Source organism: Acidovorax sp. BoFeN1, assembly GCF_003345135.1.
GTDB classification, from domain to species: domain Bacteria; phylum Pseudomonadota; class Gammaproteobacteria; order Burkholderiales; family Burkholderiaceae_C; genus Acidovorax; species Acidovorax defluvii.
This window is the reverse complement of the sequence record NZ_QOZT01000090.1, coordinates 1-14,448: the sequence shown is the minus strand read 5'-3', so window position 1 is coordinate 14,448 and position 14,448 is coordinate 1. Positions and strand designations below refer to the sequence as shown.

The window sequence follows — 14,448 nt, the reverse complement described above, 5'->3', positions numbered from 1 at the left end:
GGAGCTGGAGCTGGAGCTGGAGCTGGAGCTGGAGCTGGAGCTGGAGCTGGAGCTGGAGCTGGAGCTGGAGCTGGAGCTGGAGCTGGAGCTGGAGCTGGAGCTGGAGCTGGAGCTGGAGCTGGAGCTGGAGCTGGAGCTGGAGCTGGAGCTGGAGCTGTCACGCCCAGCCCTGCAGCCACACTAAAATTGCAGCCACACTTGCCACAAAATTTGGCTTCAGGCTTGCATTCGGCGGCACATGCGGGGCAAGTCCGATGAAGTGGTTGAATTGCTGGCGCGGAACCTTTTGGTCCAACCAACTGACCGCATTTCCCACAAAATTTGGCGCTTTCGGACAGCGTATTTCCGCAGTGGTTGCAAAGCATAAAGTGATTAATTTACTTAATGTTGCGAATATACGGGAAGACCCGACAGGCTCTTTTATTTTTATTTCTTGGTGCAGGATTCACGCAACAGAAAAGCAAAACCTGGGACAGCGTTGGACACAGGACGTAGCCGCCATCCCCGCGCTGAAGCTCTACGTCGCTACTTCACAACACCAACCGGACAAGGCTCACACCGTGATGGCGCGCTGCTCCGCAAACGCCACATACCAATCGAGACACTGTGGGTTGGCCATCGCATCCTTGTTCACCACCTTCTCGATGGGCTGGCCCAGCAGCAGTTTCTTGATGGGCAGCTCCTGCTTTTTGCCGCTGAGGGTGCGCGGCACTTCGGCCACGGCAAAAATGTCGTCGGGCACGAAGCGCGGGCTGAGTGCGGTGCGGATGGCGCCGTGGATGCGCGCGCGCAGTGCGTCGTCGAGCACATGGCCGGGGCGCAGCACCACGAACAGCGGCATGTAGCTCTCGCGGCCCAGGTATTCGAGGTCCACCACCAGGCTGTCGAGCACCTCGGGCAGCGATTCGACGGCGCTGTAGACCTCGCTGGTGCCCATGCGCAGGCCGTGGCGGTTGATGGTGGCGTCCGAGCGGCCGTAGATGACGCAGCCTGCCGCCGCGCCGCTGCCGATCTGGATCCAGTCGCCATGGCGCCAGACGGCGCCCATGCTGGCCGGGCCGTCTCCGCCGCCGGGCTGGCGGCCGTGGCCCGCCGGGTACATGTCGAAATAGCTCGCCAGATACCGCGCGCCGCTGTCGTCACCCCAGAGGTACAGCGGCATGGACGGAATGGGCTGGGTGCAGACCAGCTCGCCCACGGCGTCCAGCACCGGGCGCCCCTGCTCGTCCCAGGCCTCGACGGCGGCGCCGAGCATGCGGCACTGCATCTTGCCGGGAGTTTGCGGCAGTTCGCGGTGGCCGCCGATGAAGGCGCCGGCAAAATCTGTTCCACCCGAGATGTTGCTCCACCAGATGTCGGGCACACCCGCCTGTGCCATGAAGTCCGTGCCCCACTGCTGCACCTCGGAGCTGAGCGGCGAGCCGGTGGAGCCCAGCGCGCGGATGGACGACAGGTTGCCGCACTGCGCGGGCGTGATGCCCGCCTTCATGCAGTTGGCATAGAAGGCCGCGCCCGCGCCAAAGAAGGTCACGCCGGTCTCGGAGGCAAAGCGCCACAACAGGGCCCAGTCGGGGTGCTCTTTGCTGCCGCCGGGATTGCCGTCAAAGATCACGCAGGTAGTGCCCGCCAGCAGGCCACCCACCTGCGCGTTCCACATCACCCAGCCGGTGGAGCTGTACCAGTGGTAGCGCTCGCCCCGGCTGTTGGGGGCGTAGCTGCAGCCGAGGTCGTTGTGCAGCGCGCCCAGTTGCAGCTGCACCAGCACCATGCCGCCATGGCCATGCACGATGGGCTTCGGTAACCCAGTGGTGCCGCTGGAGTAGACGATCCACAGCGGATGGTCGAACGGCAGCCAGAGCGGCTCAAACGCATCCGTTTCATGGTCATTTTGGCCTGTAGCGCTTGTCCAGTTTGCGCCGTCAGCTATTGAAATCGTAGCATTCAAGTTACCCAGCAGCAGCGTGTGCTGCACGCTGGGAAGCTGGGCGCGCAGCTCGGCCAGCACGCCCAGGCGGTCGTGGTCGCGCCCGGCGTAGGTCACGCCGTCCACGGCAATCAGCACCTTGGGTTCGATCTGGCGGAAGCGGTCGAGCACGGCGGGGGTGCCCATGTCGGGCGCGCACAGGCTCCAGACGCCGCCGATGCTCACCGTGGCCAGAAAGGCCACCATGGTCTCGGGCACGTTGGGCAGGTAGGCGGCCACGCGGTCGCCGGGCTGCACGCCCTGGGCCTGCAGGTGCAGCGCCAGCGACGCCACCTGGCGGCGCAGCTCGGGCCACGACATCTCGCGGTGCGCGCGCTTTTCGTTGCTGCTGACGATGGCCGGCACGCCCGCCGCATGGGCGGCATCCACATGGCGCAGCACCTGGCGCGCGTAGTTCACCTGGGCGCCGGGAAACCACTGCGCGCCCGGCATGCGGTTGTGCGCCAGCACGGCGCTGTGCGGCGTAGGTGACTGGAGGTCGAAATAGTCCCAGATGCTTTGCCAGAAGGCGTCGAGGTCGGTGGTGGACCAGCGCCACAGCGCGTCGTAATCGGAAAACTCCAGGCCACGCTGTTCGCGCAGCCAGTTCTGGTAGAGACGTATCTGGGGAATATAGGGAGCACTCATGGCGGCAAGCCTAGCCCCGCGGCAGCGCGCGGCGCCACGGGGTTTTACCGCGTACCCAGTCGCTGGCGCGACAACCCAACCACCGCACCGGCAAGGTTTGCAGCGATTGCCCCGCGCCGTTCATCCGCTCCCAAAAAGACAGCGGCGCGGCCTGCGGGAGATCGTGAACCCGCTCCAAATCCCCTACCATGCGCGTCATCAATTCACAACGGAGAAATATCCATGGGCTTTATGACCTGGAGGGAGAAAAGCGCCGACGCGCTGCAACAGGGCGGCGTGATCGGACCGGACGAGCGGCTGCCCTGGCCGCAGACGGCGGTGATGGGCGTGCAGCACGTGATTGCGATGTTTGGCGCCACGGTGCTGGCCCCCATCCTCATGGGCTTTGACCCGAACCTCGCCATCTTGATGAGCGGCGTTGGCACCTTGATCTTCTTCTTCATCACCGGCGGCAAGGTGCCCAGCTACCTGGGGTCGAGCTTTGCCTTCATCGGCGTGGTGATTGCGGCCACCGCCTACGCGGGCAAGGGGCCCAATGCCAATATCGGCCTGGCGCTGGGCGGCATCATCGCCTGTGGGGCGGTGTACACACTGATCGGCGTCATCGTGCAGATGGTCGGCACGGGCTGGATCGAGCGCTTCATGCCGCCCGTGGTGACGGGCTCGGTGGTGGCGGTGATCGGCCTGAACCTGGCCGGGATCCCCATCAAGAACATGGCGGCCAGCAACTTTGACAGCTGGATGCAGGTGGTGACGTTTGTCAGCGTGGGCCTGGTGGCCGTGCTCACGCGCGGCATGGTGCAGCGCCTCTTGATTCTGGTGGGCCTGATCGTGGCCAGCATCATCTACGCCGTGCTGACCAACGGCCTGGGCCTGGGCAAGCCGCTCGACCTCTCTGCCGTGCTGGCTGCGCCCTGGGTGGGCATGCCGGGCTTCTCGGCACCCGTATTCAGCGGCCCGGCCATGCTGCTGATTGCCCCGGTGGCCATCATCCTGGTGGCCGAAAACCTGGGCCACATCAAGGCCGTGACGGCCATGACCGGCAAGAACCTGGACCAGTACATGGGCCGCGCGTTCATTGGCGACGGCATTGCCACCATGGTCAGCGGCGGCGCCGGCGGCACTGGGGTTACGACTTATGCCGAGAACATCGGCGTGATGGCGGCCACCAAGATCTATTCGACCGCCGTGTTCCTGGTGGCGGCGCTCATTGCCGTGGTGCTGGGATTCAGCCCCAAGTTTGGCGCCGTGATCCAGGCGATTCCGCTGCCGGTGATGGGCGGTGTGTCCATCGTGGTTTTTGGCCTGATTGCCGTGGCCGGTGCCAAGATCTGGGTGGACAACAAGGTCGATTTCTCGCAGAACAAGAACCTCATCGTCGCCGCCATCACGCTCATCCTGGGCACGGGCGACTTCACGCTCAAGTTCGGCCAGTTTGCGCTGGGCGGCATCGGCACCGCCACCTTTGGCGCCATCGTGCTGTACGCGCTGCTCAACCGCAAAAGCTGAAGGCGCGCCGACCGGTCGGCGCCGATCTCGGGTAAACCCTTATATATCTGACCGTCCCGGGTAAGATCAAAGGATTTGCCTGGCGCGCCGTGCGCGCCGGCGCCCATTCACCGTTGCGGAGTTTTCCCCATGTCTCTGGCCGATCGGGTACGCCACCCTGCCTTTCTTGAACGCGTCATGTCGGCCGAAGAGGCTGCGGCGCTCATCCCCGCTGGCGCCAACGTCGGCATGAGCGGCTTCACCGGCGCGGGCCACCCCAAGGCCGTGCCCCAGGCCCTTGCAGCCCACGCCAAGGCCGAGCATGCCGCCGGCAAACCCTACAAGATCAACCTCTGGACCGGCGCTTCGACCGCCCCCGAGCTTGATGGCGCCCTGGCCGCGGCCAACGCCCTGGGCCAGCGCCTGCCTTTCAACACCGACCCCATCTGCCGCAACAAGATCAACACGGGCGAGATCGACTTCATCGACATGCACTTGTCGCACGTCGCCCAGCACGCATGGTTTGGCTTTCTCGGCCCCCTGCACGTTGCGGTGATCGAGGTGCTGGGCGTGACGGCAGACGGTCTGCTGATCCCCGCTGCGGCCGTGGGCAACAACAAGACCTGGCTGGAGATTGCCGACAAGGTGATCCTCGAAGTCAATACCAAGCCCTCCGCCAAGATGGAAGGCATGCACGACATCTACTACGGCACCGCCATCCCGCCACGCCGCGTGCCCATCAACATGACCCATGCGGACGACCGCATCGGCCAGCCCTATCTGCGCGTGGACCCGGCCAAGGTGATTGCCGTGGTGGAGACCCACAAGGGCGACCGCGACAACGTGTTCGCCACGCCGGACGAGAACTCCAACAAGATTGCCAGCTACATCATCGACTTTCTCGCGCACGAGATGAAGATGGGCCGGTTACCCAAAGAAATGCTGCCCATCCAGTCGGGCGTGGGCAACGTGGCCAACGCCGTGCTGGCAGGCCTGCTGCACAGCCCGTTCGAGAACCTGCTGGGTTTTACCGAAGTGCTGCAAGACGGCATGCTGGACCTGCTGCGCGCGGGCAAGATGAGCAAGGCCTCAGCCACCGCCATCTCGCTGAGCCGCAGCGCGCTGCAGGACTTCGAGGACAACATCGACTTCTACCGCGAGCGCATCATCCTGCGCCCGCAAGAAATTTCGAACCACCCCGAGCTGGTGCGCCGCCTGGGCATCATCGCCATGAACTCGATGATCGAGGCCGACATCTACGGCAACATCAACTCCACCCACCTGATGGGCACGAGCATGATGAACGGCATTGGCGGCTCGGGCGACTTTGCGCGCAATGGCTACCTTTCGTTCTTTGTGACGCCCTCGGTGGCCAAGAACGGCGCCATCAGCTGCATCGTGCCCATGGTTTCGCATGTGGACCACACCGAGCACGACACGCAGATCATCGTCACCGAACAAGGCCTGGCCGACCTGCGTGGCCTCTCGCCGCGCCAGCGCGCCAAGATCATCATCGACCACTGTGCGCACCCCGATTTCCGGCCCATGCTGCAGGACTACTTTGACCGCGCCCAGCATTCATCGGGTGGCCTGCACACACCCCACCTGCTGAACGAGGCCTTGTCGTGGCACCAGCGCTTTGTGGAAACAGGGTCGATGCGAGCGCCTGCCTGAGCGGGACCTAAGCGTGGCATGGGCGTGTCCCCGCCCCTGCGCAGGGGCTGGCGGCGCAACGATTGCCGGCCTGGCGGATGATCATAGGCGCCGGCACTGCGCCGGTGCCAACGCCCGTTTTCTGGGCTGTGGGTCTGGCCGAGATCAGCCCAGGAAACGCCCCGAACCGCCCAGCACCCCCAGATCGACATAGCGCGAGCCCACATAGGGGGACTGACCGCTGTAGTCCACAACAAACCCGCCCAGATCCCAGTTGCGAATACCTGCCAGCGCGTTGCGCAGCTTGGCACGCGTCGGGTCAGCGCCTGCGCGCTCCAGCCCTTCGGCCAGCACGCGCATATTCACATAGGCCTCCAGGCTGCCCTGGGTGAACTCCTGCTTTCCATGCGCCCGCATGGCAGCCTGGTAGTCGCGCACCACTTGCGTCTTGGCACGGTTGGGGTCGGGCACCACCATGGTGATGGCAATGCCGCTGCCGGCATCGCCCAGCTTCTTGAGGCCGTCGCTGGTCAGGGTCACACTCACGCCGGCCATCAGGACGCCCGGCACATTCTTCTTGAGGCCCCGCGCCAGTTCCACCGACACGCTGCCGGCGGTTGCCAGCAGCACGGCGGCCGGGCGCGCCTCGGCCACCTGGGCCAGCACCTGCGAAAGGTTGGCACCATCGGTGGCCAGCGCGGCCTGCACCGAGGGCTTGAGGCTTTGCTCGGCCAGCGAGCGGGTGGCGTCCTCGAGCATTTCGCGGCCGTAGCCGTTGTCCAGATACACCACCCCAATGCTCTTGAGACCCATGCCGGCAAGGCGCTGCACCAGGCGACGCACCTCATCGGTGTAGCTGGCACGCACATGGAACACATAGCGCGCGCCCTTGCGCAGCGACGATGCTCCCGTGATGGGCGCAACATATGGCACACCCGCTTCTTCGATCAGTGGCAGGATGGACGTGTTGTTGGGCGTGCCAATGCACGACAGCAAGGCAAAGGCGCTGCCCTGCGACAGCATCTGCTTGACATTGTCCGTGGTGCGCTGGGGCACATAGCCGTCATCCACCATGTTGAACTGCAGCGTGCGGCCGTTTACGCCGCCCCGGCTATTGATGTGGGCCAGCGCCGCTTCGGCACCCAGCTTGACGTCCTGCCCCAGCCCCGCCAGCGGGCCCGTGAGGGCACCCGAGCAACCAATGGTGAGGGTTTTTCCGGTGATGCCCGCCTCTTGGGCAAAGGCATTGCGAAGAAAAGCGGGTGCTGCTGCAGCAGCGACCACAGCACCAGGGGCAAGAGAGACAAATTGGCGACGTTGCATGAGGGTCCGGACTCCGGGAAAAAAGCACAATGACAAATGCCCGGTGCACAGCCCCTGCGGGTGACGAGTTCAGCCAGTTACCAGCTTCCGGGAAACCTTACATTCTAGTCGGCCACTCTCCACCCGCATCCTGCGCACCCTTACCCATGCATTGAAGGAACCCATGTCCATCTGGAAGAAACCCATCTCGCTGTCTCTGCTCAACGAGACCAACGCCAACACCGCTGCCACGCACCTGGGCATCGAAATCACCGAAGTGGGCGACGATTTTCTGCGCGGACGCGTGCCGGTGGACGAGCGCACCCGCCAACCCTTTGGCATCCTGCATGGCGGGGTCAGCGTGGTGCTGGCCGAAACCCTGGGCTCCATCGGCGCCTTTTATGCCTGCCCCGAGGGCCACCGCGGCGTGGGGCTGGACATCAATGCCAATCATATTCGCGCCGCCAGCAGCGGCTGGGTGACCGGCACGGCGCGCGCCGTGCACATTGGCCGCACCACGCAGGTGTGGCAGATCGACATGGTCAACGACGCGGGCGAGGTGACCTGCGTTTCGCGCATCACCATGGCGATCCTGGCGCCGCGCTAATTAATTTCCCACTCAAATCAGGCTCTGACGCCCGTGGATTAATCGCAAACAGCTATCAAAAAAAATAGCGTTACTCAGCACTCTCCGATGCGCTGCGTGCCAACCGCTCGCTCTTCCAGTACACGTCGTCGCCGCCATCCATGCGGTTGAGCACGCGCGACAGCACAAACAGCAGGTCGGACAGCCGGTTGAGGTAGTGGCACGGGGCCTCGCGCACGGCCTCTTGCTTGCCCAGCGCCACCACGGCGCGCTCGGTGCGGCGCGCCACGGTGCGGCACACATGGGCCTGGGCGGCGGCGCGCGTTCCGGCGGGCAGGATGAACTCTTGCAGGCGCGGCAACGCGGCGTTGTAGTGCGCCAGCGCCTCATCGAGCTGCAACACGGCCTCGTCCTTGAGCAACTCAAACCCCGGAATCGACAGCTCGCCGCCCAGGTTGAACAGCTGGTGCTGCACATCGATCAGCAGCTCGCGCACATCCTGCGGCAGTGGCTCGCACAGCAGCAGGCCCAGGTGCGAGTTGAGTTCGTCCACATCGCCCATGGCGTGGGGGCGCGGGCTGTCTTTGGACACGCGCGTGTTGTCGCCCAGGCCGGTGGTGCCATCGTCGCCCGTGCGCGTGGCGATCTGTGTGAGTCGGTTGCCCATGTGTGTTCCTTGTGCTGCAGCGTGCATTGTCCGATACCGCGTTTGAAGGCGTGTTGCACAGGGCCATAGACCGTAAGCAGACCCTTACACCGCGCAGGAAAATGTTGGCTGGGGCAACAGCAGGCAAAAGTGCTGGTCAGGCACGACATGCTGCGGTGCAATGAAACCCTGTTCAACTTTGACGGAGCTCTTCATCCCATGAAAGCCACCTCACGCCGCACCTTTGCCTTTGACACCCGCAGCGTTTTGCTATTCACCGCACTCTCTCTGGGCGGCGGCGCTGCCCTGCAGGCGCAGACCGCACCGGGCGCAGCGCCCAAGGCACAAGGGGGGGCGTCTTTCGGACCCGGCAATTCGTCTTCTCCAAGCTCTCCCCACTACTCCACTGGCCCCGGCAAGGGCTCATCGGCCACAGCCGCCTTTGACCGGGCCGACGCCAATGCCGATGGCAAGCTCAGCCCCCTGGAAGCCGCCACACTGCCAGCCATTGGCAACCGTTTCCAGCAGCTTGACACCGACCGTGACGGGAGCCTGTCGCACACCGAGTTCGACAAAGGCGCCAAGTCCTGACCGTTGATACGCCGGCGGCGCGATAGCCGCCACTCCAGTTGAAAGCGCAGCGCCGCGATCGGGCTTACCCGCCCCATCGCGGCGCATTTGCGGGTGCCCGGTGGTATTCTTTTGCGTTACCCGGAGACCGCCATGAACGCCCCTGCCACCGCCTCGCACCTGCTGCCCCAAATTCACTTGCGCGATGTGCCGCAGGCGCTGATCGACGCGTTGCAAAGCCGGTTTGGCGCGCAGTGCTCGCTGGCGCAAGCGGTGCGCGAACAGCATGGGCGCGACGAAGGCTCGCTGCAGGCGCCCCCGCCCTCGGCCGTGGTCTTTGCAGAAAGCACGCGCGACGTGGCTGATGCGCTGGCCCTGGCCAACCAATACGAAGTGCCCGTGATTCCCTACGGCGCGGGCTCATCGCTCGAAGGCCACCTGCTGGCCGTGCAGGGCGGCATCAGCATCGACGTGGCCCGCATGAACCGGGTGCTCAGCATCAACGCCGACGACCTCACGGTGACGGTGCAGCCCGGCATCACACGCAAGCAGCTCAACGAAGCCATCAAGGACACCGGCCTGTTCTTTCCCATCGACCCCGGCGCCGACGCCAGCATTGGCGGCATGAGCGCCACGCGGGCCAGCGGCACCAACGCCGTGCGCTACGGCACCATGCGCGAAAACGTGCTGGCGCTCGAAGTGGTCACCGCCAGCGGCGAAGTGATTCGCACCGGCACACGCGCGCGCAAAAGCGCTGCGGGTTACGACCTCACGCGCCTGATGGTGGGCAGCGAAGGCACGCTGGGCGTGATCACCGAAGTGACCGTGCGCCTGTACCCGCTGCCCGAAGCCGTGAGTGCGGCCATCTGCTCGTTTCCGAGCATCGAGGCCGCCGTGCGCACCACCATCCAGACCATTCAACTGGGTGTGCCCATTGCGCGCGTGGAGCTGATCGACCGCCACAGCGTGCGCATGGTCAACGCGCACAGCAAGCTGAATCTGCGCGAAGAACCCATGCTGCTGATGGAATTCCACGGCTCGCCCGCCAGCGTGAAGGAGCAGGCCGAAACCGTGCAGACCATCGCCAGCGAGTTTGGCGGCAACGCCTTTGAATGGGCCAGCACGCCCGAAGAGCGCACGCGCCTGTGGACCGCACGGCACAACGCCTACTTTGCCGCCGTGCACAGCCGCCCCGGCTGCCGCGCCATCAGCACCGACACCTGCGTGCCCATCAGCCGCCTGGCCGATTGCCTGCTCGAATCGGTGGACGAGGCCGAGGCCAGCGGCATCCCCTACTTTCTGGTCGGCCACGTGGGCGACGGCAACTTTCACTTCGGCTACCTGCTCGACCCCAACATTCCGCAAGAGCGCATTGCCGCCGAAGCCCTGAACCACAAGCTGGTGGCCCGCGCGCTCAGCATGGGCGGCACCTGCACCGGCGAGCATGGCGTGGGCCTGCACAAGATGGGCTTTTTGCTGGACGAAACGGGCGTGGGTGCGGTGGACATGATGCGCGCCATCAAGCGCGCGCTGGACCCGAAGAACATCCTGAATCCGGGGAAGATCTTTGCGCTGTGAGTGCGAGGCAGCCCGCACGCGAAACACTCCATTTTTGATAGCTAGTAGCGCTTTAAACATAAGCGCCACAGGCACTTTTACCTTAAAACAGAGCCCCACCAACGCGGTACGATGGCCCTGCGACCCGGCCACGCACCGCACACCCGATGTGCCCCGCGCCGGTGCTGGCGCCTGCGCTGCATCGCTGCCCTGCCCTTGCCTTTCCCCGCGCGATCAAAGCCATGCCTGAAACCAAAACCGTCCTGCTCTTTCTTGTCACTGCGCTGGCAGAAATCGTGGGCTGCTATCTGCCCAGCCTCTGGCTCAGCCACGGCAAAAGTGCATGGCTGCTCGTTCCTGGTGCACTGAGCCTGGCGGCCTTCGCCTGGCTTTTGTCGCTGCACCCCACGGCGTCTGGTCGGGTGTATGCCGCCTACGGGGGCGTGTATATTTTTGTGGCCATTGTCTGGCTGTGGGCGGTGGACGGTGTTCGCCCCACGCCGTGGGACATTGCCGGCGCGGCACTGGCGCTTGCAGGCATGGGGGTCATCATGTTTGCCCCGCGAAGTGCATGAACTGAGCATCGCAGATGCTTCGTCGGGTGCGGCGCCGGTACGGCCAAACCCGCGACAATCACCGACCTCCCCCAGCCCGTTGGCCTATTGGCCCATCGGCCCCACTTTCTGGAAACCCTCATGACCTGTTCATCCCCTTCGACCCGCACCCTCATCAAAGCGGTGCTCGCCAGCGCTGCGGTGGCACTGGCCGGCCTGGCGCAGGCCCAGGCGGTCTTCAAGATCACAGCAATCCCCGATGAATCGCCCACCGAACTGGCGCGCAAGGCCGCGCCGCTGGTGAAGTATCTGGAGCACAAGCTGGGCACCAAGGTGGAATTCACCCCGGTGTCGGACTACGCCGCCGCCGTGGAGGCGCTGGCCAACAAGCAGGTGGACATGGCCTGGTATGGCGGTTTCACCTTTGTGCAGGCCAGCATCCGCTCGGGCGGCAAGGTGGTGCCTTTGGTGCAGCGCGAAGAGGACGAGAAATTCCGTTCGGTGTTCATCAGCGCCGACCCCGCCATCCGGGCGCTGGCCGACCTCAAGGGCAAGACTGTGAGCTTTGGCTCGCAATCCAGCACCTCGGGCCACCTGATGCCGCGCAGCTACCTGCTGCAGGCGCAGATCGACCCGGACAAGGACTTCAAACGCGTGGCCTACTCGGGCGCGCACGATGCCACCATTGCCGCCGTGGCCTCGGGCAAGGTGGACGCGGGCGCGCTCAACATTTCAGTGTGGGAAAAGTTTGTGGCCGACAAGAAGGTGGACACCGGCAAAGTGAAGGTGATCTTCACCACCCCGGCCTACTTTGACTACAACTGGACGGTGCACAGCGACATGCCAGTGGCCCAGCGCGAGAAACTCACCAAGGCTTTTCTCGACCTGAACCGCAACACCCCCGAGGGCAAGGAAATTCTGGACCTGCAGCGCGCCACGCGCTTCATTCCCACCCAGGCCAGCAACTACAAGGGCATCGAAACCGCAGCGCGCAGCGCGGGCCTGATCAAGTGAACGGGTATTTGCTATTATTTTAATAGCTGCTTGCGCTTTTGCAATAAGCGCTGCAGCCTGATTTGCCCATGAAAGTTCAGCTGGACAACACCACCGTGCGCCACCCGGCCGCACGCGCCGGTGCACCCGCAGCGCTGCGTGGCCTGGATCTGGTGGTGGCGCAGGGCGAGCAGGTGGCGGTGATCGGCCCTTCGGGCGCGGGCAAGACCACGCTGCTGCAGCTGCTGGCCTGCGCACAGCGGCCCGACGAGGGCAGCTTGCAGCTCGATGGCATCGACCCCTGGGCATTGCCGCGCCGCGCATTGCAGCGCTTGCGCGGTCGCCTTTTTCTGGCGCCCCAGGTGCCGCCGCTGCCACCCCGGCAGCGTGTGGTGACGGCGGTGCTGGCGGGGCGCCTGCCGCACGAAAGCCTGTGGGCCAGCGTGCGCAGCCTGGTCTATCCCACCGGCATCGGGCTGGCCGAGGCCGCGCTGGCGCATTTTGACGTGGCCGACAAACTGTTCGACCGGGTAGACCGGCTCTCGGGCGGCGAGCGCCAGCGGGTGGGTCTGGCGCGGGCGCTGGCTTCGCAGGCCAGTCTGTTGCTGGTGGACGAGCCGCTGTCCGCGCTTGACCCGGCGCGTGCGCAGCAGGCCCTGGCCTCGCTCACGCAGGCGGCCCACGAGCGCGGCGCCACACTGGTCGCCACGCTGCACCATGTGGACATGGCCCTGGCGCATTTCCCGCGCGTGATCGGGTTGCGCGACGGTGCGCTGGCCTTTGACCTGCCTGCGGCGCAGGTGACGCCCGCGCACCTGCACCAGCTGTATGCGCAGCACCTGGACGAGCTGGCCCAGACGGCGCCGCCCGCCCCCGATGTGCCTGTGGCGGCGGCACCCGTGCCCATGCAGTGCCGCTAACCCACGGGCCCTCTCGCCGCCATGACTGCCCTGTCGCCTGATCTGCCTGCACCCCCCGACAAGAGCCCGCCGCCCGAACGGCGCGACCCCGCCTGGCGCGGCCGCCTGGCCGGGGCCGCGGCGGCGCTGGTGCTGCTGTGGCCCATGCTGGTGCTCACCGAGTTCAAGCCCTGGCTGCTGCTGGCGCCGGATGCGCTGAAGCCCTCTCTGCGGTTTCTGGCGGATTTTGTGCCGCCCCGGCTAGACGCCGAGTTTCTGGCCCTGGTGGCGCGCGAGGCCTGGCGCACGGTGGCCATTGCCACCGCAGGCCTCACGCTGGCGCTGGTGCTGGCCGTGCCGCTGGCGCTGCTGTCGGTGCGGGTGCTGTCCATCTCGGCGCTGACTGGCCCCATGGCGCCGCTGCCGGCGCTGGCGCGGCTCTTGGTGCGCTGGCTGCTGGTGGTGTTGCGCAGCGTGCCCGAGCTGATCTGGGCGCTGGTTTTTGTGCGCGTGGTGGGGCTGGGCCCCACGGCCGGCGTGCTGGCCATTGCGCTGACCTTTGCGGGCATGCTGGGCAAGGTGTATGCCGAAATCCTGGACAGCGCCGAGCCCCATGCCGCCGCCAGCCTGCTGCGCAACGGCAGCGGGCGGCTGCAGGCCTTTTTGTATGCGCTGCTGCCGCAAAACGCCGCCGAGCTCACCAGCTATACGGTGTACCGCTGGGAATGCGCGATCCGCTCGTCGGCCGTGCTGGGCTTTGTGGGCGCGGGCGGACTGGGCCAGCAGATGGACGCCTCGATGAAGATGTTTGAAGGCGCCGAGGTGGCCACCATGCTGCTGGTGTTCATGGCGCTGGTCTGGCTGGCGGACCGCATCAGCGCCTGGTTGCGGCAAAGGCTGGCATGACAACGCAGCCCACGCCCGCCGCACACCCGTCGCCACGGCGGCCGCAAGCCCCGCGCTGCCTGGCCTGCTGGTGCGTGGCCGCCGCTGCGCTGGCGCTGGTGGGCCTGAGTTTCTGGTCGCTGGATCTGCAGTGGGCGCAGTTTGTGTCCGCCCCGGCGCTGGCCAAGATGGGCCGGTTTCTGGCCGAGCTGCTGCAGCCCGAAACCAGCCCGGCGTTTTTGCAAAAACTGCTGTGGGCCACGCTGGAGACGCTGGCCATGTCGGCGCTGGGCACCTTGCTGGCAGTGCTGCTGGGCCTGGCGCTGGCCCTGCCCGCCAGCAAGGCGTTTGAGGGCGACCCGGCGCGTTGGCGCGGCCCCACGCGCCTGGTGCTCAACGCCCTGCGCAGCATTCCCGAACTGGTGTGGGCCACCTTGCTGCTGATCGCGGCCGGGCTGGGGCCGTTTGCCGGCACGCTGGCGCTGGCACTGCACACCTCGGGCGTGCTGGGCCGCCTGTTTGCCGAGGCCATCGAAAACGCCCCGCCGGGCCCCGGCTTTGCCCTGCGCGTGCGCGGCGTGGCCAGTGGCCGCGTGTTTTTGTATGCCACCCTGCCCCAGGTGCTGCCGCAGTTGCTGAGCTACACGCTGTACCGCTGGGAAAACAACATCCGCGCCGCCGCCGTGCTGGGCGTGGTGGGGGCC

Annotated in this window: 14 protein-coding genes and 1 pseudogene; 11 read left to right on the top strand and 4 right to left on the bottom strand. The window is 65.7% G+C overall.

The window, feature by feature from the left end; translation table 11 throughout:
- On the top strand, positions 1 to 184 hold a 184-nt coding region (locus DTW89_RS19785; protein ID WP_236637173.1), incomplete at its 5' end, for a hypothetical protein.
- Between the two features lie 19 nt (positions 185 to 203).
- On the opposite strand, the pseudogene DTW89_RS20070 reads toward DTW89_RS19785, so the two are convergent.
- A pseudogene (locus DTW89_RS20070) lies at positions 204 to 365 on the bottom strand (double zinc ribbon domain-containing protein); the annotation flags it as partial.
- A 188-nt stretch (positions 366 to 553) separates the two neighbouring features.
- Positions 554 to 2,611, bottom strand: coding sequence for an acetoacetate--CoA ligase (locus DTW89_RS16225; RefSeq protein WP_114656691.1), 2,058 nt, complete (start codon positions 2,609 to 2,611; stop codon positions 554 to 556).
- A 222-nt stretch (positions 2,612 to 2,833) separates the two neighbouring features.
- Between DTW89_RS16225 and DTW89_RS16220 the strand changes: the two genes are divergently transcribed.
- Both DTW89_RS16220 and DTW89_RS16215 read left to right on the top strand, forming a co-directional pair.
- Entirely contained in the window at positions 2,834 to 4,120 is a 1,287-nt protein-coding gene (locus DTW89_RS16220) for a solute carrier family 23 protein (protein ID WP_114656690.1), read from the top strand.
- Between the two features lie 129 nt (positions 4,121 to 4,249).
- Positions 4,250 to 5,773 (top strand): acetyl-CoA hydrolase/transferase family protein, encoded by a 1,524-nt coding sequence (locus tag DTW89_RS16215; protein ID WP_114656689.1) that lies wholly within the window; start codon positions 4,250 to 4,252, stop codon positions 5,771 to 5,773.
- 144 nt (positions 5,774 to 5,917) lie between these two features.
- On the opposite strand, the gene DTW89_RS16210 is transcribed toward DTW89_RS16215, so the two are convergent.
- Positions 5,918 to 7,075, bottom strand: a complete 1,158-nt coding sequence (locus DTW89_RS16210; protein WP_114656688.1) for an ABC transporter substrate-binding protein — start codon at positions 7,073 to 7,075, stop codon at positions 5,918 to 5,920.
- 163 nt (positions 7,076 to 7,238) lie between these two features.
- Here DTW89_RS16210 and DTW89_RS16205 point away from each other — a divergent pair, with 163 nt between their 5' ends.
- Complete coding sequence (locus DTW89_RS16205) at positions 7,239 to 7,661, top strand: hotdog fold thioesterase (protein WP_114656687.1); 423 nt, start codon at positions 7,239 to 7,241, stop codon at positions 7,659 to 7,661.
- Positions 7,662 to 7,731: 70 nt separating this feature from the next.
- Here the strand turns inward: DTW89_RS16205 and DTW89_RS16200 are convergent, their stop codons facing one another.
- Positions 7,732 to 8,307: a cob(I)yrinic acid a,c-diamide adenosyltransferase gene (locus DTW89_RS16200; RefSeq protein ID WP_114656686.1), complete on the bottom strand. Its 576-nt coding sequence runs from the start codon at positions 8,305 to 8,307 to the stop codon at positions 7,732 to 7,734.
- A gap of 198 nt (positions 8,308 to 8,505) precedes the next feature.
- On the opposite strand from DTW89_RS16200, the gene DTW89_RS16195 reads away from it, so the two are divergent.
- The 7 genes from DTW89_RS16195 to DTW89_RS16165 form a co-directional block, all read left to right on the top strand.
- Positions 8,506 to 8,877 (top strand): EF-hand domain-containing protein, encoded by a 372-nt coding sequence (locus DTW89_RS16195; RefSeq protein ID WP_114656685.1) that lies wholly within the window; start codon positions 8,506 to 8,508, stop codon positions 8,875 to 8,877.
- Between the two features lie 132 nt (positions 8,878 to 9,009).
- Positions 9,010 to 10,434 carry an FAD-binding oxidoreductase gene (locus DTW89_RS16190; RefSeq protein ID WP_114656684.1) on the top strand — a complete coding sequence of 475 codons (1,425 nt, stop codon included), beginning with the start codon at positions 9,010 to 9,012 and terminating at the stop codon, positions 10,432 to 10,434.
- Positions 10,435 to 10,655: 221 nt separating this feature from the next.
- Positions 10,656 to 10,988, top strand: coding sequence for a YnfA family protein (locus DTW89_RS16185; protein ID WP_024813546.1), 333 nt, complete (start codon positions 10,656 to 10,658; stop codon positions 10,986 to 10,988).
- Between the two features lie 120 nt (positions 10,989 to 11,108).
- Entirely contained in the window at positions 11,109 to 11,981 is an 873-nt protein-coding gene (locus tag DTW89_RS16180) for a putative selenate ABC transporter substrate-binding protein (protein WP_114656683.1), read from the top strand.
- Positions 11,982 to 12,049: 68 nt separating this feature from the next.
- On the top strand, positions 12,050 to 12,880 hold the full coding sequence (locus DTW89_RS16175) for a phosphonate ABC transporter ATP-binding protein (RefSeq protein ID WP_114656682.1): 831 nt from the start codon (positions 12,050 to 12,052) through the stop codon (positions 12,878 to 12,880).
- A gap of 21 nt (positions 12,881 to 12,901) precedes the next feature.
- Positions 12,902 to 13,765, top strand: a complete 864-nt coding sequence (locus tag DTW89_RS16170; RefSeq protein WP_201741024.1) for a PhnE/PtxC family ABC transporter permease — start codon at positions 12,902 to 12,904, stop codon at positions 13,763 to 13,765.
- Positions 13,762 to 14,448: PhnE/PtxC family ABC transporter permease (locus tag DTW89_RS16165; RefSeq protein ID WP_114656681.1), on the top strand; the 687-nt coding region annotated here is incomplete at its 3' end. The genes DTW89_RS16170 and DTW89_RS16165, both read left to right, overlap by 4 nt.

Bases quoted from the DNA above. Each gene is read 5' to 3' on its own strand.
- DTW89_RS16170 (WP_201741024.1), top strand. From the start codon at position 12,902: ATGACTGCCCTGTCGCCTGATCTGCCTGCACCCCCCGACAAGAGCCCG.
- DTW89_RS16195 (WP_114656685.1), top strand. From the start codon at position 8,506: ATGAAAGCCACCTCACGCCGCACCTTTGCCTTTGACACCCGCAGCGTT.
- DTW89_RS16215 (WP_114656689.1), top strand. From the start codon at position 4,250: ATGTCTCTGGCCGATCGGGTACGCCACCCTGCCTTTCTTGAACGCGTC.
- DTW89_RS16190 (WP_114656684.1), top strand. From the start codon at position 9,010: ATGAACGCCCCTGCCACCGCCTCGCACCTGCTGCCCCAAATTCACTTG.
- DTW89_RS16220 (WP_114656690.1), top strand. From the start codon at position 2,834: ATGGGCTTTATGACCTGGAGGGAGAAAAGCGCCGACGCGCTGCAACAG.
- DTW89_RS16175 (WP_114656682.1), top strand. From the start codon at position 12,050: ATGAAAGTTCAGCTGGACAACACCACCGTGCGCCACCCGGCCGCACGC.
- DTW89_RS16225 (WP_114656691.1), bottom strand. From the start codon at position 2,611: ATGAGTGCTCCCTATATTCCCCAGATACGTCTCTACCAGAACTGGCTG.
- DTW89_RS16200 (WP_114656686.1), bottom strand. From the start codon at position 8,307: ATGGGCAACCGACTCACACAGATCGCCACGCGCACGGGCGACGATGGC.
- DTW89_RS16210 (WP_114656688.1), bottom strand. From the start codon at position 7,075: ATGCAACGTCGCCAATTTGTCTCTCTTGCCCCTGGTGCTGTGGTCGCT.
- DTW89_RS16205 (WP_114656687.1), top strand. From the start codon at position 7,239: ATGTCCATCTGGAAGAAACCCATCTCGCTGTCTCTGCTCAACGAGACC.
- DTW89_RS16180 (WP_114656683.1), top strand. From the start codon at position 11,109: ATGACCTGTTCATCCCCTTCGACCCGCACCCTCATCAAAGCGGTGCTC.
- DTW89_RS16185 (WP_024813546.1), top strand. From the start codon at position 10,656: ATGCCTGAAACCAAAACCGTCCTGCTCTTTCTTGTCACTGCGCTGGCA.